Below are 19849 nucleotides of genomic sequence, written 5' to 3'. Positions count from 1 at the left end.
CAAAGAAACCCCGGACCTGAGCCTGGGGTTTCTTTATATCTGAATTTCAAATTATTCAGCCTTGGGAGCTTCCTCCTCTGTCTTCGGAGCTTCTTCAACCGGAGTTTCAGTAGCAGCCTCAGCAACAGGAGCGGCTTCTTTCTTGGCAGAAGTAGATCTCTTACGACGAGTCGTTTTCTTCACTTCTTCTTTCTTCACTTCCGTGTAAGTCGTGTTGTAATCAACCAATTCGATCATACACATTTCCGCGTTATCACCCAAACGGTTACCCAATTTCAAAATACGGGTGTAACCTCCCGGACGGTTAGCAATCTTCTCCGCGATGTCACTAAACATTTCAGCAACAACTTCTTTACGACGAAGATAAGAGAACACGGTTCTTCTAGAGTGAGTCGTGTCGTTTTTGGCCTTAGTCAAAAGCGGCTCAACATAGACCTTCAAAGCCTTAGCCTTAGCAACTGTCGTTCGGATTCTCTTGTGAAGAATCAAAGAACAAGCCATGTTAGAAAGCATCGCGTGTCTGTGCGAGCTAGTTCTACCCAAATGGTTAACTTTCTTATTATGTCTCATCTTACTTACTCTTTGTCTAATTTATACTTGGCAACATCCATACCGAATTCAAGGTTGTTGTTCTCCAGAAGGGCTTCTAACTCGGTCAAGGACTTCTTACCGAAGTTTCTGAACTTCAACAAGTCGTTCTTGTTAAATTGAACAAGCTCCCCTAAAGTTTCTACCTCAGCCGACTTCAAGCAGTTAAGTGCACGAACGGAAAGATCCATGTCCACCAATTTTGTTTTCAGCAACTGACGCATGTGCAATACCTCTTCATCGAACTCCTCGTTTCCATATTTATCCTCTGTTTCGAGAGTAATCTTTTCATCAGAGAATAACATGAAGTGATGGATCAAAATTTTAGCCGCCTCTTTCAACGCATCCGTCGGGTTGATAGAACCGTCGGTTTCGATCTCGAACACCAAACGTTCGTAGTCGGTCTTACCCTCCACGCGGTAGTTCTCGATTTCGTATTGCACGTTCTTGATCGGCGTGTAAATAGCATCGATAGGAATTACCCCGATTTCAGCGTCTGCAGGCATGTTCTCTGAAGCAGGAACATAACCGCGTCCTTTCTGAATGGTTAATTCTATCTCAAGGCTCGTGGCTGTATCCATGTTACAGATCACCAATTCCGGATTCAAAACTTCAAAGCTTTTCAGGAACTGGTTCATAGCACCGGCAGCAAACGTCTCTTGTCCGGAAACAGTAACGGTTAGCTTTTCAAACTCCACGTCCTCCACTTTTCTTTTCAACCGAACCTGTTTCAAGTTCAAGATAATCTCGGTCACATCTTCGATGACACCGGGGATCGTCGCAAACTCATGATCTACACCTTGAATTTTAATACCGGTAATCGCAAAGCCTTCCAAAGAAGACAACAAAATTCTGCGTAGTGGATTACCAATAGTGATGCCGTAACCTGGCTCCAACGGGCGGAATTCGAATTTACCGAATCTTTCCGTTGATTCAAGCATGATTACTTTGTCCGGTTTCTGGAAAGCTAATATTGCCATATATATTTTTATTTTACTACTTAGAATATAACTCTACGATTAACTGCTCTTTAATGTTCTCCGGGATATCTGATCTTTCCGGTACATTAAGTAGTTTCCCACTCATAGCGGCAGCATCCCACTCTAACCAAGAGTATCTGCTACTTCTATTTCCTCTCAGTGAATCATTGATCACCTCCAAAGATTTGGATTTTTCTCTGACAGCTACAACATCGCCCGGGCGAATGCGACATGACGGGATGTTGCATACTTTACCGTTCACGGTGATATGTCTGTGAGATACATACTGACGAGCAGCAGCACGCGTAGGAGCTACTCCTAAACGGTAAACGATATTATCCAGACGGCACTCCAACAATTGGAGCAATACCTCACCGGTAACACCTTTACTACTCTCGGCTTTCTCAAACAAGATACGGAATTGTCTTTCCAACAAACCGTAAGTATATTTGGCTTTTTGTTTCTCTTTCAATTGAGTTCCGTACTCGGAAATCTTCTTTCTACGGTGAGCTATTCCGTGTTGTCCAGGAGGATAGTTACGACGTTCTAACGCTTTATCCGGTCCAAAAATGGGCTCACCAAACTTTCTTGCTATTTTAGACTTAGGTCCTGTATATCTAGCCATTTCTATTTGATTTTTAAAATTACACCCAATATATTAATTACACTCTTCTCCGTTTCGGAGGACGACATCCATTGTGCGGAAGCGGCGTAACGTCAATGATCTCGGCAACCTCGATACCGCAAGCGTGGATCGCACGAATTGCAGACTCTCTACCGTTACCCGGTCCTTTAACATATACCTTAACTTTTCTCATACCCAAGTCGAAAGCAACTTTACCGCAATCGGTAGCTGCCGTCTGGGCTGCATAAGGGGTGTTTTTCTTTGATCCTCTAAATCCCATCTTACCTGCCGATGACCAAGAGATAACTTGTCCGTTAGCGTTCGTCATAGAGATAATGATGTTATTAAAAGATGAATGAACGTGTGCTTGTCCCACGGCCTCTACTTTAACTAGCCGTTTCTTGTTAGATGTAGACTTCTTTGCCATAATTCAATCTCTTATCAATTATTTAGTTGCTTTCTTCTTGTTAGCAACAGTTTTCTTCTTACCCTTTCTCGTGCGGGCATTGTTCTTCGTGCTCTGTCCTCTTACGGGAAGACCGATACGATGTCTGATTCCTCTGTAACAACCGATATCCATCAGTCGTTTGATGTTCATCTGAACCGATGTTCTCAACTCTCCTTCTACTTTGTACCCATCATTGATGACCTTACGTACAGCAGCTAGTTGATCGTCATTCCAGTCCTTTACCTTAGTGTCAAAATCGATGCCGGCCTTTTCTAATATGGTCCTGGCACTACTTCTACCTATACCGAAGATATAGGTTAGAGCTATTTCCCCTCTTTTGTTGGAGGGCAAATCTACACCAACGATTCTTGCCATAAAACTCTTTTACGTTTTTACTTAATTAATAATCAACCCTGACGTTGTTTAAATTTCGGGTTCTTCTTGCAAATGACGAATAAAACGCCCTTTCTTCTTACAATCTTGCAATCAGCACTACGCTTCTTGACAGATGCTCTTACTTTCATTGCTCTACAATTTAATTTTTATATCTGAATGTTATCCTACCTTTCGTGAGATCGTAAGGGGACATATCCACTCTCACTTTATCTCCCGGAAGTATTTTTATATAGTGCATCCGCATCTTTCCTGAAATATGAGCCGTAATGATATGCCCGTTTTCCAGTTCGACACGAAACATAGCATTCGACAATGCTTCCGTTATCACTCCATCTTGCTCTATTGAAGGCTGTTTCGCCATAATTCAATTTTAGATTTTAGATTTTAGATTTTAAATTAACCCTTCATTTCCCAATTTACAATCTAAAATTTGCAATTTACAATTTCCTAATCTTCTATATATTCAAATGTTGACAAAATATCAGCTTCTCCTTTTCCGATAGCTATCGTGTGCTCGAAATGGGCTGCCGGCAAATGATCTCTTGTCTTGATCGTCCATCCGTCCGCCATCTGAAACACGTTACGCGCTCCCATGTTTATCATAGGCTCAATGGCTATCACCATCCCTACCTTCAACTTACAACCTTGTCCCCGGCGACCGTAATTCGGAACCTGAGGTTCTTCATGCAAATTCTTCCCTACCCCGTGCCCTACCAATTCCCTCACGACGGAAAAACCGTTCGCTTCGGCGTATGATTGTACGGCATAACCGATATCTCCTGTCCGCATTCCCGCTACTGCCTGTCCTATCCCTTTGTACAAGCTGTCTTTCGTCACTTGTAAAAGTTTTTTCACTTCATCGCTAATCTCCCCGACAGCAAACGTATAGGCGCTATCCCCGTAAAAGCCATTCTTCACAACCCCACAATCAACGGATACGACATCACCTTCTTCTAAACAACGAGAGGACGGTATCCCATGAACCACTTCATCATTCACTGAAATGCAAAGCGTGTTCGGAAAACCTCCATACCCGAGAAATCCGGGAATGCCACCGTTGGAACGGATAAAATCTTCCGCTATCTTGTCCAACTCTAAAGTCGAAATACCCGGGCGAACGTGTTTGGACACCTCACCCAGAGTCTTTCCTACTAATCGGTTGCTTTCCCGCAATAACTCAATCTCCTCCTGTGTCTTTAAAAAAATCATGTCGCGAAAGTACAATATTTTTCTTTAATACGCAGCAGGTCCGCCAGGATTTTTACCTTTGATTCGTCCCGACTTCATCAACCCGTCGTAGTGACGCATCAACAAGTGAGACTCGATTTGCTGTAATGTATCTAAAACTACACCCACCAAAATCAACAAAGATGTACCTCCATAGAATTGGGCAAACTGATGGTTCACGCCCGATATTTGAGCGAAAGCCGGAAGGATAGCCACAATTCCCAAGAAGATAGATCCCGGAAGAGTGATTCTCGACATAATCGTATCAAGGAACTCCATAGTTTTTCTTCCCGGTTTTACTCCCGGAATAAATCCGCCGTTCTTCTTCATATCCTCTGACATCTGCATCGGATTTACCGTGATCGCCGTGTAGAAATAAGTAAATGCGACAATCAATACAAAGAACGTGAAATTATACCAGAACCCGGTGAAGTCAGAGAATGCCGCTGCAAACCCGGACAATCCCTCCGCATTGGAGAAATTAATCAAGGATACCGGCAACAACATAATAGCTTGAGCGAAAATGATAGGCATAACCCCGGCAGCGTTGATCTTCAACGGAATGTATTGACGAACACCACCGTATTGTTTGTTACCCACGATTCTCTTGGCATACTGTACAGGCACTTTACGCGTTCCCTGTACAAGTAGAATGGAACCGCAGAACACGAGAAACAATATTATCAATTCGATCAGGAAAGCTACTAATCCCCCTCCCTGTTGAGTCACTCTGGAAGTTACTTCTGCAACGAAAGCAAATGGCAAACGAGCGATGATACCAATCATGATGATGATCGAAACACCGTTACCGATTCCCTTATCCGTGATTCTCTCTCCCAGCCACAGGACAAACATGGAGCCTGCCGCCATAATCACGATAGAGGGAAGTTGGAATTGCCAAAAACCGGTAGACACGAAAGCCTCTACAGGCACCTGAGCTTTTAAGTTTGTAAGATACGCCGAACCTTGTAATACGAGGATAACCAAAGTAAGGTACCGCGTGATTTGGTTGATCTTACGTCTTCCACTCTCTCCTTCTTTCTGCAAGCGCTGGAAATAAGGAACTGCAATTCCCAATAACTGCACCACGATGGAGGCGGAAATGTAAGGCATAATACCCAAAGCAAATACCGACGCGTTCGAGAACGCTCCCCCCGAGAACATGTCCAACAAGCCTAAAACGCCGCTGGAAGTTTGATCTTTCAAGGCCTGCAAGCCATGAGGGTCGATACCGGGCAGTACGATCTCTGTTCCTAACCTGTAAACGAGAATAAGCCCAAGCGTAGTTAAAATCCTAGTCTTGAGCTCCTCTATTTTCCAAATGTTCTTTAATGTATCAAATAACTTCATAAGTTCTTTCTTTTAAGGCATTGATCTGGGTTTTGTTAAAGTTGCTTCAAAAATAGTAATTCTATTTTAAAAACAACTTTAAACGCCCAAATTTTTAATCTTACAATTTAACTACCGTTCCGCCCGCAGCCTCAATAGCTGCTATAGCCTTAGCGGAGAAAGCATTAGCTTTCACTTCCAACTTAGTAGTTAACGCTCCATCACCTAATACCTTAAGAAGATCGTTCTTAGACATTAATCCGGCTTGAATCAAAACGTCTTTTTCAATTACTGTAAGATTTTCTCTCTCGGCCAAATCCTGAAGCATCCCTACATTAATAGCTTTATACTCTACTCTATTTATATTTTTAAAGCCAAATTTCGGTACACGTCTCTGCAAAGGCATCTGTCCTCCCTCAAAACCGATCTTGGATTTATAACCCGATCTTGATTTCGCACCTTTATGTCCTCTTGTAGAAGTACCTCCTTTTCCGGAACCCTGACCGCGACCAATTCTTTTCTCTCTGTGAGTTGATCCGGCAGCCGGTGTTAAGCTACTTAAATCCATTGTATACTATCTTTAAAATAGGTTCGACAATTACTTTACTTCCTCAACGCGAACCAAGTGTTTAACCTTGGCTACCATACCCATGATCTGGGGTGAGGTTTCGTGTTCAACACTACTGTTTACTCTTCCGAGGCCTAACGCGTTCAAAGTACCAAGCTGACGCTTATCGCTACCGCTTCTACTTTTTACCAGTGTAATTTTAATCTTTGCCATCGTTCATTCAGTTTTATCCGTTAAACACTTTGTCAAGACTAATGCCTCTCTGTTGAGCAATCATTCGGGGATCTCTCAATAACTTCAAAGCTGCAAAAGTAGCTTTTACCAAGTTGTGAGGGTTAGATGATCCTTTCGATTTTGCCAACACGTCTTTAATCCCGGCACTCTCCAATACGGCACGCATAGCACCTCCGGCTACCAGCCCGGTACCTGAAGAAGCGGGACGCATAAATACGGTTGCTCCGCTATATTTAGCTTCTTGCTCGTGAGGAAGAGTTCCTTTCAATACAGGCACCTTTATCAAATTTTTCTTCGCGGCTTCAACACCTTTTGAAATAGCGGTTGTTACCTCGTTAGCTTTACCTAACCCGTAACCTACCGTACCATTCTCGTCGCCTACCACCACGATTGCAGAGAAACTGAAGGTTCTACCTCCCTTGGTAACCTTGGTTACGCGGTTGATAGCCACCAATCTGTCTTTCAATTCCAAGTCTGCACTATTAATCTTCTGTTCCATGCTCGCCTACTTTTAAAAATTAAGACCACCGTTACGAGCTGCATCTGCTAATGCTTTCACTCTTCCGTGATACAAATACCCGTTTCTGTCAAACACAACAGCTTCGATACCGGCTGCCTTTGCTTTTTCAGCAATCATTGCACCCAACAATTGTGCCTGTTCTGTCTTGTTGCCTTTCTTTTCAGCAATCTCTTTGCAGAGTGAAGTTGCTGAAACCAATGTCTTTCCGGCATTATCATCAATCAACTGAGCAGAGATTTGTTTGTTTGAACGGAACACCGTCAAACGAGGTCTCTCAGCAGTTCCGAAGACTACTTTACGTATTCTTCTTTTTATTCTTATTCTTCTTTCTACCTTAGTTAAAGCCATAACATTACTTTTTTACAGGTGATTAAACTTTAGCTGATTTACCAGCCTTACGACGAAGAACTTCACCCACAAATTTGATACCTTTACCCTTGTAAGGCTCCGGTTTACGGAATGAACGGATCTTGGCCGCTACCTGACCGATAAGTTGCTTATCGCAACTTTCCAGCGTAATAATCGGGTTAGCACGTTTTTCATTGAGTACACTCACCTTCACTTCATTCGGTAACACCAAGAAGATCCCGTGTGAATAACCTAACCCTAATTCAAGAACCTGACCTTCAGCATTCGCTCTGTAACCTACTCCGACCAACTCTTGTTTGATCGTGTAACCTTCAGAAACACCTACAACCATGTTATGAATCAAAGCACGATATAAACCATGCATGGCTTTATGAGCTTTATCTTCTGACGGACGCTCAACAACAAGTTGAGTTCCTTCCACCTTCACGATCATATCTCCGTGTACGTCCTGAGAAAGTTCTCCCTTCGGACCCTTTACCACGACCGTGTTGTTAGGATTTACAGTTACTGTAACCCCTTGTGGTATATCTATTGGTAATTTTCCTATTCGTGACATTTTCCGCCCTTTTTATTAATAAACATAGCACAATACTTCACCGCCAACATTCTTTTGGCGAGCTTCTTTATCAGACATTACGCCCAATGACGTTGACAAAATCGCGATACCCAATCCGTTCAGCACGCGAGGCATGTCCTCTACATTCGTGTAACGTCTCAGACCCGGTTTTGAAACACGTGTCAATGTTCTAATGGCGGGCATTTTCGTCTCGGGATGATACTTCAAAGCGATTTTGATATTGCTTCTGATACCATCTTGCTCAAACTTGTAATTCAGGATATATCCTTTTTCCTTTAAGATCTTGGTCATTTCCCGTTTCATCTTTGATCCCGGGATATCCACTACTTTATGACCTGCCTTCACTGCATTTCTGATGCGTGTAAGGAAATCTGCTATTGGATCTGTCATCTCTTCAAATTTTTAAATATTACCAACTAGCCTTCTTAACTCCGGGTATAAGTCCCGCTGAAGCCATCTCGCGGAATTGAATTCTGCTTATACCAAACTGTCTCATGTACCCTCTCGGTCTTCCTGTCAGTTTGCATCTGTTGTGCAAACGAACGCGACTGGAGTTTTTCGGTAGAAGGCTCAATCCAATGTAGTCTCCTTCCTCTTTTAATTTAGCTCGTTTCGCGGCGTACTTTTCTACCAATTTTGCACGCTTAACCTCACGGGCCTTCATTGATTCTTTTGCCATTTCGCTTTTTTTTAGTTCTTTTTAAATGGTAATCCAAATTCTCGTAGAAGAGCAAAAGCCTCTTCGTCGGTATTAGCCGAAGTTACAAAAGTGATGTTCATACCCATGATCTTGTGAACACTGTCCAACACGATTTCCGGGAATATGATTTGCTCCTCTATTCCTAAAGTGTAATTTCCTCTTCCGTCAAGCTTATTGTTGATTCCTTTGAAATCACGGATACGCGGAAGCGCGGAAACAATAAGTCTTTCTAAAAATTCATACATACGTTCTTTACGCAAAGTCACTCTTACGCCGATCGGCATGCCCTTACGTAATTTAAAGTTAGAAACGTCCTTGGTTGATTTACAAGTTACGGGCTTCTGACCGGTGATGGTCGCGATCTCGTTCACTGAAAACTCAAGGATCTTCTTATCCTGAATGGATGATCCCACACCCTGATTGATTACTATCTTCTCCAATTTGGGCGCCTGCATAACTGACTTGTATCCGAACTCCTTCATTAAAGTCGGTACAATTTCTTCGCTATACTTCTTTTTGTAATTTGGTACGTATTTCATTTATAATATTTGTTATAATGCCTCACGGCATATCATTTTCATTTTGCGGCTGCAAAACTACAAATTAAAATCATAAATTGCAAGTTGCTCTATAACAACCTGCAATTTTATTTATTCTTACTTCAACTCCTGACCGGATCTCTTAGCGTATCTTACTAATTTTCCTTCTGCGTTCCGGCGGCGTCCGATTTTGGTCGGCTTTCCGGTTTGCGGGTCAACAACGTTCAAGTTGGAGATGTGGATTGGAGCTTCTTTCTTAATGATTCCTCCTTGCGGGTGAGCAGCGTTGGGTTTGGTATGTTTACTTACCAGATTGATACCCTCAACAATAGCTCTTTGCTTATCCGGAATCATTTCAAGTACCTTCCCTTGTTTCCCTCTGTCTTCTCCTGCATTTACTTGAACTAAGTCACCTTTCTTTATATGAAACTTCTTGCTCATCGTATAAATTATTTATGATTTATGATTTACGATTTATGATTTCAAGACTTCCGATCATTATTTCAATCTAAAATCTAAAATCATAAATCTAAAATCTTAAAGTACTTCGGGGGCTAAAGATACAATCTTGGTATAACCCTCACGAACTTCTCTGGCAACAGGTCCGAAGATACGAGTTCCTCTCATTTCTCCCGCGTTGTTCAACAACACGCAAGCGTTATCATCAAAGCGGATATAAGATCCGTCCGGACGTCTGTACTCTTTGCTTACACGAACTACCACTGCCTTACTAACGGTTCCCTTCTTAATATCACCGTTCGGGATGGCGTTCTTCACGGTAACAACGATTTTATCGCCTACGCGTGCGTATCTTTTCTTGGTACCACCAAGGACACGGATACAAAGCACTTCTCTGGCGCCGCTGTTATCGGCTACGGTCAATCTACTCTCTTGTTGTATCATGATTACTTAGCTCTTTCAATGATTTCAACTAATCTCCATCTCTTGGTCTTGCTCAAGGGACGGGTTTCCATAATTCTCACGGTATCCCCGATGTTACATTCGTTCTTCTCATCGTGGGCGGTGAACTTTTTGGTCTTGCTGACGAACTTCCCGTAAATCGGGTGCTTCTCCTTAAAGTGAACAGCAACCGTGATAGACTTGTCCATCTTGTTGCTTACCACAAGACCGGTACGCTCTTTTCTAAGATTTCTTTCCATTTTCTACTACTTGTTTAATTCACGCTTGCGTAACTCCGTCATCAATCTAGCGATGTTTCTTCTTGTAGCCCGGATCAACATCGGGTTCTCAAGAGGAGAAACAGCATGGTTCATCTTCAACTTCGTCAAGGCCGATTGCTCTGTAGCGATCTTCTCCTTTATCTCTTCTGTGGTTAATTCACAAATTTCTGATTGTTTCATTTCTCTTACATTTTTTCGTTTCGAAATTCAAATAGTCAACGACTATTCGGAATAATCACGTCTAACCACAAACTTCGTAGCGATGGGCAACTTTTGAGCCGCTAAACGCAATGCTTCTTTAGCGATTGCATAAGGTACTCCATCTGCTTCGAAAAGAATACGTCCCGGTGTAACCGGAGCAACGAACCCTTCCGGAGATCCCTTACCCTTACCCATACGAACCTCAGCGGGTTTTTTAGTAATAGGTTTATCTGGAAATATACGAATCCATATCTGACCCTGTCTTTGCATGTAACGAGTTACCGCAACACGGGCTGCTTCAATCTGGCGTTGTTCGATCCACATGTTCTCCAACGCCTTGATCCCGAAAGATCCGAATGCCAGTTCATGTCCTCTTTGGGCATTCCCTCTCATTCTCCCTTTCTGCGACCTTCTGTATTTAGTCCTCTTTGGCTGTAACATAGCTCTTGATCTGTTTAAAAGTTAAAAGACTATTTTTTTCTCTTTTTAAACCCGCCTTTTTTGCCGGCATTGTTCGGACGGTTGTTCTCTCTCGGAGCACTTACCAGCGCGTTCGGAACCAGTTCGCGTTTACCGTAAACCTCTCCTTTGCAAATCCAAACTTTAATACCCAGCTGACCGTAGGTAGTCAAAGCCTCGGCCTGAGCGTAGTCTATATCAGCGCGGAACGTGTGCAACGGAATTCTACCTTCCTTGTAGATTTCGGCTCTCGCCATTTCCGCACCGTTCAAACGACCGGAGATCAAAATTTTGATACCTTCCGCTCCCATTCTCATGGTTGAAGCGATAGCCATCTTGATAGCTCTACGGTAAGCTACGCGGCCTTCCAACTGACGAGCTATGTTATTGCCCACGATCACGGCATCCAATTCCGGACGCTTGATCTCGAAGATATTAATTTGAACTTCCTTATCGGTGATCTTCTTCAACTCCTCTTTCAACTTGTCAACTTCCTGACCTCCTTTACCGATGATAATACCCGGACGAGCGGTGTTGATCGTGATAGTGATGAGTTTCAAAGTTCTCTCGATAACAATTTTAGCGATTCCTGCTTTAGCGAGACGGGCGTTCAGATACTTTCTGATCTTGTAATCTTCCACCAATTTATCGCCATAGTTTTTACCGCCAAACCAGTTAGAATCCCATCCTTTGATGATTCCTAATCTATTGCTTATTGGATTAACTTTCTGTCCCATGTAACTATTCTTTTGTAATGTTTTCTACAGCTGTCTTGCTTCCCAGCACGATCGTCACGTGATTTGAACGTTTACGAATCCGGTGTGCTCTTCCTTGCGGGGCCGGTCTAAGTCTTTTCAACATACCTGCACCGTCAACGAAAATCTCTTTCACGAACAGGGCAGCTTCGTCAACACGCTTCCCTTCGTTCTTCTGTTCCCAGTTTGCAATCGCTGAAAGCAACAGCTTTTCAACCTTACGAGCAGCTTCTTTAGGACAAAACTTAAGCATATCCAAAGCTTTCTGTACATCTACTCCGCGAACCAAGTCTGCCACCAATCTCATTTTTTGAGGAGATGTAGGACAATCGCGAAGAATTGCAAAAGCCTTCTCTTTTTTGGCTTCTTTATTCTGATTTGCTCTTAATCTTTTTCTTGCACCCATTTTAATACATCTTCTTTAGTTCAACCTTACCATGCATTATTTTTTCTTCTTATCAGCATGGCCTCTAAATGTACGCGTCGGCGCAAATTCTCCCAATTTATGACCTACCATATTTTCAGTCACGAATACCGGGATAAATTTATTACCGTTGTGTACAGCGATAGTGTGCCCTACGAAGTCCGGAGAAATCATGGAATGACGAGCCCAGGTTTTAACAACCGATTTCTTATTGGACTCATTCATCACCAATACTTTTTTCTCTAGCTTGAAATCTATAAAAGGGCCTTTTTTTAACGAACGACTCATAACATCAATAATTAATCAGTTATTTTTTCCTTCTTTCTATGATATACTTGCTAGAGTGTTTCTTCGGAGCTCTAGTCTTGTATCCTTTAGCCAACAAGCCTTTTCTTGAGCGAGGATGTCCTCCTGAAGCGCGGCCTTCACCACCACCCATCGGGTGATCAACCGGGTTCATCACGACACCTCTCACGCGAGGTCTGCGACCTAACCAGCGCGTACGACCGGCTTTACCTGAACGTTCCAAAGCGTGGTCGGAGTTAGACACCGTACCTACTGTGGCGCGACAAGCTGCCAACACCATACGAACCTCACCGGAAGGTAACTTGATAGAAACGTATTTACCGTCTCTCGCCACTAACTGAGCGTATGAACCGGCACTACGAGCCATCACGGCTCCCTGCTGCGGTCTTAACTCGATGTTATGAATGATTGTACCTAGTGGGATTTCAGATAAGAACAAAGAATTACCTACTTCCGGAGCAACACCTGCACCACTCATCACGGTTTGATCAATTTGCAACCCGTCCGGTGCCACGATGTAACGTTTTTCTCCGTCTGCATACACTAATAGAGCAATTCTCGCCGTACGATTGGGATCGTACTCGATCGTTGCAACACGAGCCGGAACATTATCCTTATCGCGTTTGAAATCTATTATTCTGTATCTTTGTTTATGACCACCACCTATATATCTCATTGTCATTTTACCGGAATGGTTACGTCCACCGGTTCTTTTCTTCGGTCCTAACAATGATTTCTCAGGTCTATCTGTAGTCAACTGATCAAAGGTAATCGCTACCTTATGTCTCTGACCAGGAGTTACAGGGTTTAATTTTCTTACAGCCATCTTAATTAAATATTGCTAAAAAAATCAATACTATCACCTTCTGCTAAGGTCACAATTGCTTTCTTGAATGAAGCGGTTCTTCCGGAGATAACACCTGCTTTCGTGTAACGGGATTTTGCATCTCCCTGGTACACCATCGTGTTTACATTCTTCACGGTCACGCTGTACATTGCTTCAACTGCTCTCTTAATCTCTAATTTATTCGCTGCTTTGTTTACAACAAACGCTACTCTGTTCTGCTTGTCAGTCAATGCTGTCATTTTCTCTGACAAAATGGGCTTAAATATCACTTGCATGTCTTACTCTTCATTAAGATTGAACATTTCATTCAGGCCCTGCACTGAACTTTCAACGAACACGAGATTCTTAGCTCTCATGATATTGTAAGTTGCAAGATCGCAAACTCTCATCACATCCAAGTATTGCAAGTTACGAGCGGATAACAGAACGTTATCGTTCATCTCGTTCGTCACCAACAGGATGTTCCGATCACCTAATTTCAGGTTATTCAACAGCTGTACCATCTGTTTTGTCTTCGGTGCCTCGAAGTTGAGATCCTCAACAATAGTAACTGCATTTTCAGCAACTTTCACAGATAACGCTGATTTACGGGCCAATCTTTTCAGCTTCTTGTTCAATTTGAAGCTATAATCTCTTGGTACGGGTCCAAACACTCTACCACCACCCCTGAACAGAGGGTTCTTGATACCACCAGCACGGGCACCACCGGTACCTTTTTGCTTTTTCAGCTTGCGGGTACTACCGGAAATCTCGTTTCTTTGTTTTGACTTGTGGGTTCCTTGGCGGTTGTTCGCTAAAAACTGCTTTACATCAAGATAGATAGCGTGTTCGTTAGGCTGAATCCCGAAGATAGCGTCATTTAACTCTACCTTCCTGCCTGTTTCTTGTCCGGCAATGTTTAATACACTTAACTCCATTACTTCTCGATAATTACGTATGAACCTTTAGCTCCGGGAATAGAACCCTTCACCAATAACAAATTATTCTCGGGTATCACCTTCAACACTTCCAGATTCTGAACCGTTATTCTATCACCACCTGTTTGTCCACCCATGCGCATTCCTTTGAAAACGCGTGACGGTGTAGAACAAGCACCGATAGATCCCGGCTTTCTCTGACGGTTGTGCTGACCGTGAGTAGCCTCTCCAACTCCAGCAAAACCGTGGCGTTTCACAACACCTTGGAATCCTTTTCCCTTGCTGGTTCCTACAACATCAACGTATTCTGTTCCCTCGAACAGTTTCACGTCAATTACATCTCCTAACTTGTACTCGACATCATACCCTGAAAACTCAACGAGCTTTCTTTTCGGAGTTGTGCCTGCCTTCTTAAAATGTCCACTTAGCGGCTTCGTTGTGTGTTTTTCTTTTTTGTCATCAAAACCCAACTGAAGTGCTGTGTAACCGTCTTTCTCTACAGTTTTTACCTGAGTTACAACACATGGACCGGCCTCAATCACAGTGCATGGAACACTTTTTCCCTCGGCACTGAATACGGAAGTCATTCCGACTTTTTTTCCAATTAAACCTGGCATCTCTTTTTTTCTCTTTTTAAAAATAGGTTTTCAATCTCTCTAATAACGACATAGGTTTTCGCCGTTATCATACTTTAATCTCTACTTCAACACCGCTCGGTAACTCTAGTTTCATCAAAGCGTCGATCGTACCTGCAGTAGAACTGTAGATGTCGATCAATCTTTTGAACGTGCATACCAAGAATTGTTCACGGCTCTTTTTGTTCACGAACGTAGAGCGGTTTACAGTAAAAATACCCTTGTGAGTCGGAAGCGGAATCGGTCCGCTTACCACTGCGCCGGTAGCCTTTACTGTCTTTACAATCTTCTCTGCAGACTTGTCAACCAAGTTGTGATCGTAAGATTTCAACTTAATTCTGATTTTTTGGCTCATATTATTATTAATTGTAGATTGTAGATTTTAAATTTTAAATTAAAAGATTAATCTAAAATCTAAAATCTAAAATTTAAAATCTTTATAGTAGTTCTACTCTACCGTTATTCTTCTCTACGACTTCCTTGGCAATGCCCTTCGGTACCTCAGCGTAATGCGAGAACTCCATGGATGAACTTGCACGACCGGAAGACAAAGTTCTCAAAACGGTCACGTAACCGAATTGCTCTGCAAGCGGCACTTTGGCCTCGATCACGCGAGCTCCGGCTCTTGACTCCATTCCTTCAACTTGTCCGCGACGACGGTTCAAGTCACCGATAATATCTCCCATGTACTCTTCAGGGGTTACCACCTCAAGTTTCATGATCGGCTCCAACAACACCGGTTTCGCTTTCTGTGCTGCTTCCTTGTAACCGATCTTAGCGGCCATTTCGAAAGACAAAGCATCAGAGTCAACCGGGTGGAACGAACCGTCAAGCAAAGTAATCTTCAAGCTTACCAACTCGTATCCGGCCAAAACACCGTTTACCATGGCATCCTTGAATCCTTTCTCTACAGACGGGATAAACTCCTTCGGGATATTACCACCTTTCACCTCGTTCACGAAAGTCAAACCTTCTTTTCCTTCTTCTGCCGGTTCCATTCTGAAGATGATATCAGCGAATTTACCGCGACCTCCGGTTTGCTTCTTGAACACGTGACGGTGTTCAACCGTTCCGTTAATAGCCTCTTTGTAAGCAACCTGAGGAGCACCTTGGTTACATTCAACCTTAAACTCGCGTCTCAAACGGTCAAGGATAATATCCAAGTGAAGCTCACCCATACCACTAATCACGGTTTGCCCTGAATCCTCGTCAGTCTTCACGCGGAAAGTCGGGTCTTCTTCAGCCAATTTAGCTAAAGCCATACCTAACTTATCCGTATCTTTCTGCGTAAGCGGCTCAACAGCAATACCGATCACCGGTTCCGGGAATGTCATACTTTCAAGTACGATTTGATTTTCCTCGGTACACAAAGTATCTCCGGTACGAATATCTTTAAATCCAACGCAAGCACAAATATCACCAGCCTCGATCACATCCTTAGGCTGTTGTTTATTGGAGTGCATCTGGAACAAACGAGAAATACGCTCTTTCTTCTCTGTACGCGGGTTGTAAACGTATGAACCGGCCTCGATTTTACCGGAGTAAACACGTGTATAGCACAAACGTCCCACGAACGGATCAGTCGCGATCTTGAATGCCAACGCGGAAAGCGGAGCATCAGGATCAATCTCGAAAGTCACGGATTCTTCTGTTCCCGGTCTTTTACCTGCAGCAGCCGGAATATCCAGCGGATGCGGCAAATAAGCGATAACAGCATCCAACAAATTCTGAACACCTTTGTTCTTGAATGAAGAACCGCACATCACCGGACAGAAATCCATAGCGATAACGGCTTTACGAACCACGGCTTTCAATTCTTCAACCGTGATAGAATCAGGATCCTCGAAGAAACGTTCCATCAAAGCCTCATCCTGAACAGCGGCAGCCTCAACCAACTTCTCTCTCCATTCTTGAGCTTCCGCTAATAAATTAGCCGGAACTTCTTTAATTGTTGCCTCCTTCGATCCATTCTCCCACACGTAAGCCTTCATCTCGATCAAATCGATTATTCCCTCGAAATTCTCTTCTGCACCGATAGGCAACACTAATGGAATCGGGTTAGCTTTCAATTTCTCGCGAATCTCACGTACTGCCTTGAAGAAGTCAGCACCTGAACGGTCCATTTTGTTCACGAAAGCGATTCTCGGAACCCCGTACTTGTTTGCCTGACGCCAAACGGTCTCCGATTGTGCTTCCACTCCACCCACGGCACAGAACAATGCAACAGCACCGTCCAACACACGCAATGAACGCTCTACCTCAACGGTAAAGTCAACGTGTCCCGGGGTATCAATAATATTGATTTTATATTGCTGGTCCTGATAATTCCAGAAACAAGTGGTAGCGGCAGAAGTAATGGTGATACCCCTCTCCTGCTCCTGCACCATCCAGTCCATGGTAGCCGTACCATCGTGAGTTTCACCAATCTTGTGGTTCACCCCCGTGAAATACAGGATACGCTCAGTCGTTGTGGTTTTTCCGGCATCAATGTGAGCCATGATACCGATGTTTCTTGTAAAATGTAAATCTCTTTTTGCCATCTTCTTTCTATCCCTTCAATTAAAATCTGAAATGTGCAAAAGCTCTGTTGGCTTCAGCCATACGGTGAATATCCTCTTTCTTTTTATAAGCCGCTCCTTCTTCCTTGTATGCAGCCATGATTTCAGCAGCTAGTTTTTCTGCCATGTTTCTACCGCTTCTTTTGCGAGAGAACAGAATCATATTTTTCACGGAGAGAGCTCTTTTTCTCATCGGGTTGATTTCCGTCGGCACTTGGAACGTAGCACCACCTACACGACGACTCTTCACCTCAACTTGCGGAGTGATATTCTCCAAAGCTTGTTTCCAGATTTCCAACGCAGGCTTTTCTTCTTTTTTACCTATTTTTTCTTCCACGATATCAATAGCATCGTAGAAAATTCTAAACGCGATAGACTTCTTTCCATCTACCATCAAATCATTAACGAACCGAGTTACTAATACATCGTTAAACTTCGGGTCCGGTAACAGGATTCTCTTTTTTGGTTTACTCTTTCTCATCTCTTCTAGTTTACGAATTTGTTCGTTCGCTGCCCTTTCCGGTCTTCAACGGTCTCACGACCATTTACTCAACTTTTCGGGAACAACCCATAAACAACTCCTGTTAATTCTTACTTTTTCTTACCTTTAGCGGGAGCGGCCGGAGCAGCACCTTTTTTCGGTCTCTTGGCACCATACTTGGAACGACTCTGTAAACGACCGTTAACACCGGCAGCATCCAATGTACCGCGAACTAAGTGATAACGAACTCCCGGAAGGTCTTTCACACGACCACCTCTAATCAAAACGATAGAGTGCTCTTGCAAGTTGTGTCCTTCTCCCGGAATGTAAGCATTTACCTCTTTTCCGTTGGTTAATCTAACTCTGGCAACCTTTCTCATCGCTGAGTTCGGTTTCTTCGGGGTTGTCGTGTACACACGAACACAAACCCCGCGTCTTTGCGGACAACCATCCAAAGCCGGAGCCTTGCTTTTGTCCTGGATTTTTGTTCTTCCTTTTCTTACTAACTGTTGAATAGTTGGCATACAAGTACTTTTAAATTAGTTACTTTTATTCAATTTGGCTCGCGAATGTACGAACTTTATATTTCACCACCAAACAATTCTATCTTTTTTTTCAAAAAAAGGGCAAGACAGTGAGAAGGTTAGCCGTACTTATAAACAAATAAACTCACATTTTCCTTTCCCCTTCTCATCAAACTCTTTTCAAAAACCTTCCCGAACGAGTTTGAAAGGAGTTTGAAAGGAGTTTAAAAGGAATTTGTTCCCTGTCTTCACCGGGATTACACCCCGTCTTCACGGGATATTCATCGGATTTCCCCAACCTCGTGTATCGTGTTAACACCTGAAACATATTCACCGGAGCCCGTCGATAAATTTATCCACGAGACCGGTGAATATTAAATTACACGATTACTCCCCGTTCCCCGTTTTCGGGTTTTCTCGGGAAGTATCCAGTATATTAAAACAAGCCAACACGTTTTTCCGGTAATAGTCCCCCAGCGGGAACCATTTCTCCCCGGCTCGCAAGGAGTTACCCGCCCACGTGTCGACATAACGCAGGTTCAGGATAAAACCACGGTGTACACGAACAAGATAGGCGTCCAGTAGCTGCCACTCCACGCTACCCAAACGGCACGCCACGGTAATCCGGGAGTTATCTTTAAAATGAAAATAGCAATAATTACCCGATGCCTCTATCCAAACGATTTCGGCATAAAAATATTTCTTGTAATACTCGTCCTGACGGATAAGCAAGCCATCTGCCACCAGCGGTGACACAATCAAAGGTGCACTTACACCCGATAAATCTGTTTTCATTGACAATTAAATTTATGCCTCATGAAAAAATCACCGACGGGCGTAAAACAATAAACAAAAAGGGAGGAGCCATTTCTCTTGACTCCCCCCCTAGCACGCACCAATTATGAAAACACGATTACTTCCTCTTGCTCTTTTTCAACAATTTCGCCACCGTGTCACGAAGGGCATCCCCGCGGAGGCCTTTCGCCACGATACGGTTCTCCGCGTCAACGAGGAATGTTGCCGGGAGATCGTGCACCATGTAAAGACGGGCGATCGGGGAGGCGAAGCCTTGCAAGTCCGAGCCATTCGTCCACACCATGCCATCCTGCCCGATGGCGTTGCGCCAGTCACCACGGTTCTCGTCAAGCGAGATGCTGACGATTTCCAGACCCTGTGGGCGATATTGCAGGTAAAGTTTCACTAGGTCGGTGTTGTCCTGACGGCAAAGAGGGTTCGTTGAAACCCAGAAGTACACCAGCTTCAACTTGGCGGAAAGGTCGTGCAACGAGAAGGTGTTTCCGTCGGGCTTCTCCGTGGTAAAATTAGGAGCCACCTCACCAACGGCTAGTTTCTCGTACTGCTCGAGGGCAGCGGCGATTCGCTTGCCGGGAACGGTGGCTCGGGCAGCTTCCCCGAGAAGGTCATACTTCGAGCGCAAGCCCTCTTCCGTTTCACCGCTGA

General features: G+C 43.6%; 35 protein-coding genes. All 35 read right to left on the bottom strand.

What is annotated here, in order from left to right; all coding sequences use genetic code 11:
- Positions 1–51: 51 nt before the first annotated feature.
- Complete coding sequence (rplQ, locus tag ACK8P8_RS21380) at positions 52–570, bottom strand: 50S ribosomal protein L17 (protein WP_303179426.1); 519 nt, start codon at positions 568–570, stop codon at positions 52–54.
- 5 nt (positions 571–575) lie between these two features.
- Positions 576–1568 (bottom strand): DNA-directed RNA polymerase subunit alpha, encoded by a 993-nt coding sequence (locus ACK8P8_RS21375; RefSeq protein ID WP_099291632.1) that lies wholly within the window; start codon positions 1566–1568, stop codon positions 576–578.
- Positions 1569–1584: 16 nt separating this feature from the next.
- On the bottom strand, positions 1585–2193 hold the full coding sequence (gene rpsD, locus ACK8P8_RS21370; RefSeq protein WP_186975988.1) for a 30S ribosomal protein S4: 609 nt from the start codon (positions 2191–2193) through the stop codon (positions 1585–1587).
- A gap of 37 nt (positions 2194–2230) precedes the next feature.
- Positions 2231–2620 (bottom strand): 30S ribosomal protein S11, encoded by a 390-nt coding sequence (gene rpsK, locus ACK8P8_RS21365; RefSeq protein WP_099291630.1) that lies wholly within the window; start codon positions 2618–2620, stop codon positions 2231–2233.
- A gap of 18 nt (positions 2621–2638) precedes the next feature.
- Positions 2639–3016 (bottom strand): 30S ribosomal protein S13, encoded by a 378-nt coding sequence (gene rpsM / locus ACK8P8_RS21360; RefSeq protein WP_099291629.1) that lies wholly within the window; start codon positions 3014–3016, stop codon positions 2639–2641.
- Between the two features lie 32 nt (positions 3017–3048).
- Complete coding sequence (rpmJ, locus tag ACK8P8_RS21355; RefSeq protein ID WP_018337663.1) at positions 3049–3165, bottom strand: 50S ribosomal protein L36; 117 nt, start codon at positions 3163–3165, stop codon at positions 3049–3051.
- A gap of 11 nt (positions 3166–3176) precedes the next feature.
- The gene (gene infA, locus ACK8P8_RS21350; protein ID WP_018337664.1) at positions 3177–3398 is read right to left on the bottom strand and encodes a translation initiation factor IF-1; all 222 of its coding nucleotides are present in this window, start codon (positions 3396–3398) and stop codon (positions 3177–3179) included.
- An 86-nt stretch (positions 3399–3484) separates the two neighbouring features.
- Complete coding sequence (map, locus tag ACK8P8_RS21345) at positions 3485–4246, bottom strand: type I methionyl aminopeptidase (protein WP_186975989.1); 762 nt, start codon at positions 4244–4246, stop codon at positions 3485–3487.
- 24 nt (positions 4247–4270) lie between these two features.
- Positions 4271–5614: a preprotein translocase subunit SecY gene (gene secY, locus ACK8P8_RS21340; protein WP_099291627.1), complete on the bottom strand. Its 1344-nt coding sequence runs from the start codon at positions 5612–5614 to the stop codon at positions 4271–4273.
- Positions 5615–5714: 100 nt separating this feature from the next.
- On the bottom strand, positions 5715–6161 hold the full coding sequence (rplO, locus tag ACK8P8_RS21335; RefSeq protein WP_099291626.1) for a 50S ribosomal protein L15: 447 nt from the start codon (positions 6159–6161) through the stop codon (positions 5715–5717).
- A gap of 30 nt (positions 6162–6191) precedes the next feature.
- On the bottom strand, positions 6192–6374 hold the full coding sequence (gene rpmD / locus ACK8P8_RS21330; protein WP_099291625.1) for a 50S ribosomal protein L30: 183 nt from the start codon (positions 6372–6374) through the stop codon (positions 6192–6194).
- A 13-nt stretch (positions 6375–6387) separates the two neighbouring features.
- Positions 6388–6894, bottom strand: coding sequence for a 30S ribosomal protein S5 (rpsE, locus tag ACK8P8_RS21325; RefSeq protein WP_099291624.1), 507 nt, complete (start codon positions 6892–6894; stop codon positions 6388–6390).
- A gap of 12 nt (positions 6895–6906) precedes the next feature.
- Positions 6907–7263 carry a 50S ribosomal protein L18 gene (rplR, locus tag ACK8P8_RS21320; protein WP_099291623.1) on the bottom strand — a complete coding sequence of 119 codons (357 nt, stop codon included), beginning with the start codon at positions 7261–7263 and terminating at the stop codon, positions 6907–6909.
- 22 nt (positions 7264–7285) lie between these two features.
- Positions 7286–7840, bottom strand: coding sequence for a 50S ribosomal protein L6 (rplF, locus tag ACK8P8_RS21315; RefSeq protein ID WP_099291622.1), 555 nt, complete (start codon positions 7838–7840; stop codon positions 7286–7288).
- A 15-nt stretch (positions 7841–7855) separates the two neighbouring features.
- A complete protein-coding gene (gene rpsH / locus ACK8P8_RS21310) occupies positions 7856–8251 on the bottom strand; it encodes a 30S ribosomal protein S8 (RefSeq protein ID WP_099291621.1) in 396 nt (131 codons plus the stop codon).
- 19 nt (positions 8252–8270) lie between these two features.
- On the bottom strand, positions 8271–8540 hold the full coding sequence (gene rpsN / locus ACK8P8_RS21305) for a 30S ribosomal protein S14 (protein ID WP_027201662.1): 270 nt from the start codon (positions 8538–8540) through the stop codon (positions 8271–8273).
- 11 nt (positions 8541–8551) lie between these two features.
- Positions 8552–9100 (bottom strand): 50S ribosomal protein L5, encoded by a 549-nt coding sequence (rplE, locus tag ACK8P8_RS21300; protein WP_099291620.1) that lies wholly within the window; start codon positions 9098–9100, stop codon positions 8552–8554.
- Between the two features lie 117 nt (positions 9101–9217).
- Positions 9218–9541, bottom strand: coding sequence for a 50S ribosomal protein L24 (gene rplX / locus ACK8P8_RS21295; protein WP_099291619.1), 324 nt, complete (start codon positions 9539–9541; stop codon positions 9218–9220).
- Positions 9542–9637: 96 nt separating this feature from the next.
- Positions 9638–10003, bottom strand: coding sequence for a 50S ribosomal protein L14 (gene rplN, locus ACK8P8_RS21290; RefSeq protein WP_018337676.1), 366 nt, complete (start codon positions 10001–10003; stop codon positions 9638–9640).
- Positions 10004–10005: 2 nt separating this feature from the next.
- Complete coding sequence (rpsQ, locus tag ACK8P8_RS21285; RefSeq protein WP_018337677.1) at positions 10006–10260, bottom strand: 30S ribosomal protein S17; 255 nt, start codon at positions 10258–10260, stop codon at positions 10006–10008.
- 6 nt (positions 10261–10266) lie between these two features.
- Complete coding sequence (gene rpmC / locus ACK8P8_RS21280) at positions 10267–10461, bottom strand: 50S ribosomal protein L29 (protein ID WP_099291618.1); 195 nt, start codon at positions 10459–10461, stop codon at positions 10267–10269.
- 42 nt (positions 10462–10503) lie between these two features.
- Positions 10504–10923 carry a 50S ribosomal protein L16 gene (rplP, locus tag ACK8P8_RS21275; protein WP_099291617.1) on the bottom strand — a complete coding sequence of 140 codons (420 nt, stop codon included), beginning with the start codon at positions 10921–10923 and terminating at the stop codon, positions 10504–10506.
- A gap of 29 nt (positions 10924–10952) precedes the next feature.
- Complete coding sequence (gene rpsC / locus ACK8P8_RS21270) at positions 10953–11678, bottom strand: 30S ribosomal protein S3 (RefSeq protein ID WP_099291616.1); 726 nt, start codon at positions 11676–11678, stop codon at positions 10953–10955.
- Positions 11679–11682: 4 nt separating this feature from the next.
- Complete coding sequence (gene rplV, locus ACK8P8_RS21265; protein ID WP_099291615.1) at positions 11683–12102, bottom strand: 50S ribosomal protein L22; 420 nt, start codon at positions 12100–12102, stop codon at positions 11683–11685.
- A gap of 36 nt (positions 12103–12138) precedes the next feature.
- Entirely contained in the window at positions 12139–12408 is a 270-nt protein-coding gene (gene rpsS, locus ACK8P8_RS21260; RefSeq protein WP_018337682.1) for a 30S ribosomal protein S19, read from the bottom strand.
- A gap of 19 nt (positions 12409–12427) precedes the next feature.
- Positions 12428–13252, bottom strand: a complete 825-nt coding sequence (rplB, locus tag ACK8P8_RS21255; RefSeq protein ID WP_099291614.1) for a 50S ribosomal protein L2 — start codon at positions 13250–13252, stop codon at positions 12428–12430.
- 5 nt (positions 13253–13257) lie between these two features.
- Positions 13258–13548 carry a 50S ribosomal protein L23 gene (gene rplW / locus ACK8P8_RS21250; RefSeq protein WP_099291613.1) on the bottom strand — a complete coding sequence of 97 codons (291 nt, stop codon included), beginning with the start codon at positions 13546–13548 and terminating at the stop codon, positions 13258–13260.
- A gap of 3 nt (positions 13549–13551) precedes the next feature.
- A complete protein-coding gene (rplD, locus tag ACK8P8_RS21245; protein ID WP_369860295.1) occupies positions 13552–14190 on the bottom strand; it encodes a 50S ribosomal protein L4 in 639 nt (212 codons plus the stop codon).
- Positions 14190–14807, bottom strand: a complete 618-nt coding sequence (gene rplC, locus ACK8P8_RS21240; protein ID WP_099291611.1) for a 50S ribosomal protein L3 — start codon at positions 14805–14807, stop codon at positions 14190–14192. The genes rplD and rplC overlap by 1 nt, the downstream gene beginning before the upstream one ends.
- Positions 14808–14874: 67 nt before the next feature.
- A complete protein-coding gene (gene rpsJ, locus ACK8P8_RS21235; protein ID WP_009137840.1) occupies positions 14875–15180 on the bottom strand; it encodes a 30S ribosomal protein S10 in 306 nt (101 codons plus the stop codon).
- An 82-nt stretch (positions 15181–15262) separates the two neighbouring features.
- Positions 15263–17365 (bottom strand): elongation factor G, encoded by a 2103-nt coding sequence (gene fusA / locus ACK8P8_RS21230; protein WP_227217879.1) that lies wholly within the window; start codon positions 17363–17365, stop codon positions 15263–15265.
- Between the two features lie 19 nt (positions 17366–17384).
- Positions 17385–17864 carry a 30S ribosomal protein S7 gene (rpsG, locus tag ACK8P8_RS21225; RefSeq protein WP_186975992.1) on the bottom strand — a complete coding sequence of 160 codons (480 nt, stop codon included), beginning with the start codon at positions 17862–17864 and terminating at the stop codon, positions 17385–17387.
- 110 nt (positions 17865–17974) lie between these two features.
- Positions 17975–18388 carry a 30S ribosomal protein S12 gene (gene rpsL, locus ACK8P8_RS21220; RefSeq protein WP_099291608.1) on the bottom strand — a complete coding sequence of 138 codons (414 nt, stop codon included), beginning with the start codon at positions 18386–18388 and terminating at the stop codon, positions 17975–17977.
- Between the two features lie 387 nt (positions 18389–18775).
- A complete protein-coding gene (locus ACK8P8_RS21215; RefSeq protein WP_410026310.1) occupies positions 18776–19183 on the bottom strand; it encodes a LytR/AlgR family response regulator transcription factor in 408 nt (135 codons plus the stop codon).
- A gap of 118 nt (positions 19184–19301) precedes the next feature.
- Positions 19302–19849, bottom strand: a 548-nt coding sequence (locus tag ACK8P8_RS21210; RefSeq protein WP_410026309.1) for a TlpA family protein disulfide reductase, incomplete at its 5' end; no start/stop codon positions are given.

Origin of the sequence: Butyricimonas muris (assembly GCF_046365375.1) — a bacterium.
Taxonomy (GTDB): domain Bacteria; phylum Bacteroidota; class Bacteroidia; order Bacteroidales; family Marinifilaceae; genus Butyricimonas; species Butyricimonas muris.
The sequence above is the reverse complement of the archived record's forward strand: the minus strand, read 5'-3'. Positions and strand labels throughout refer to the sequence as shown.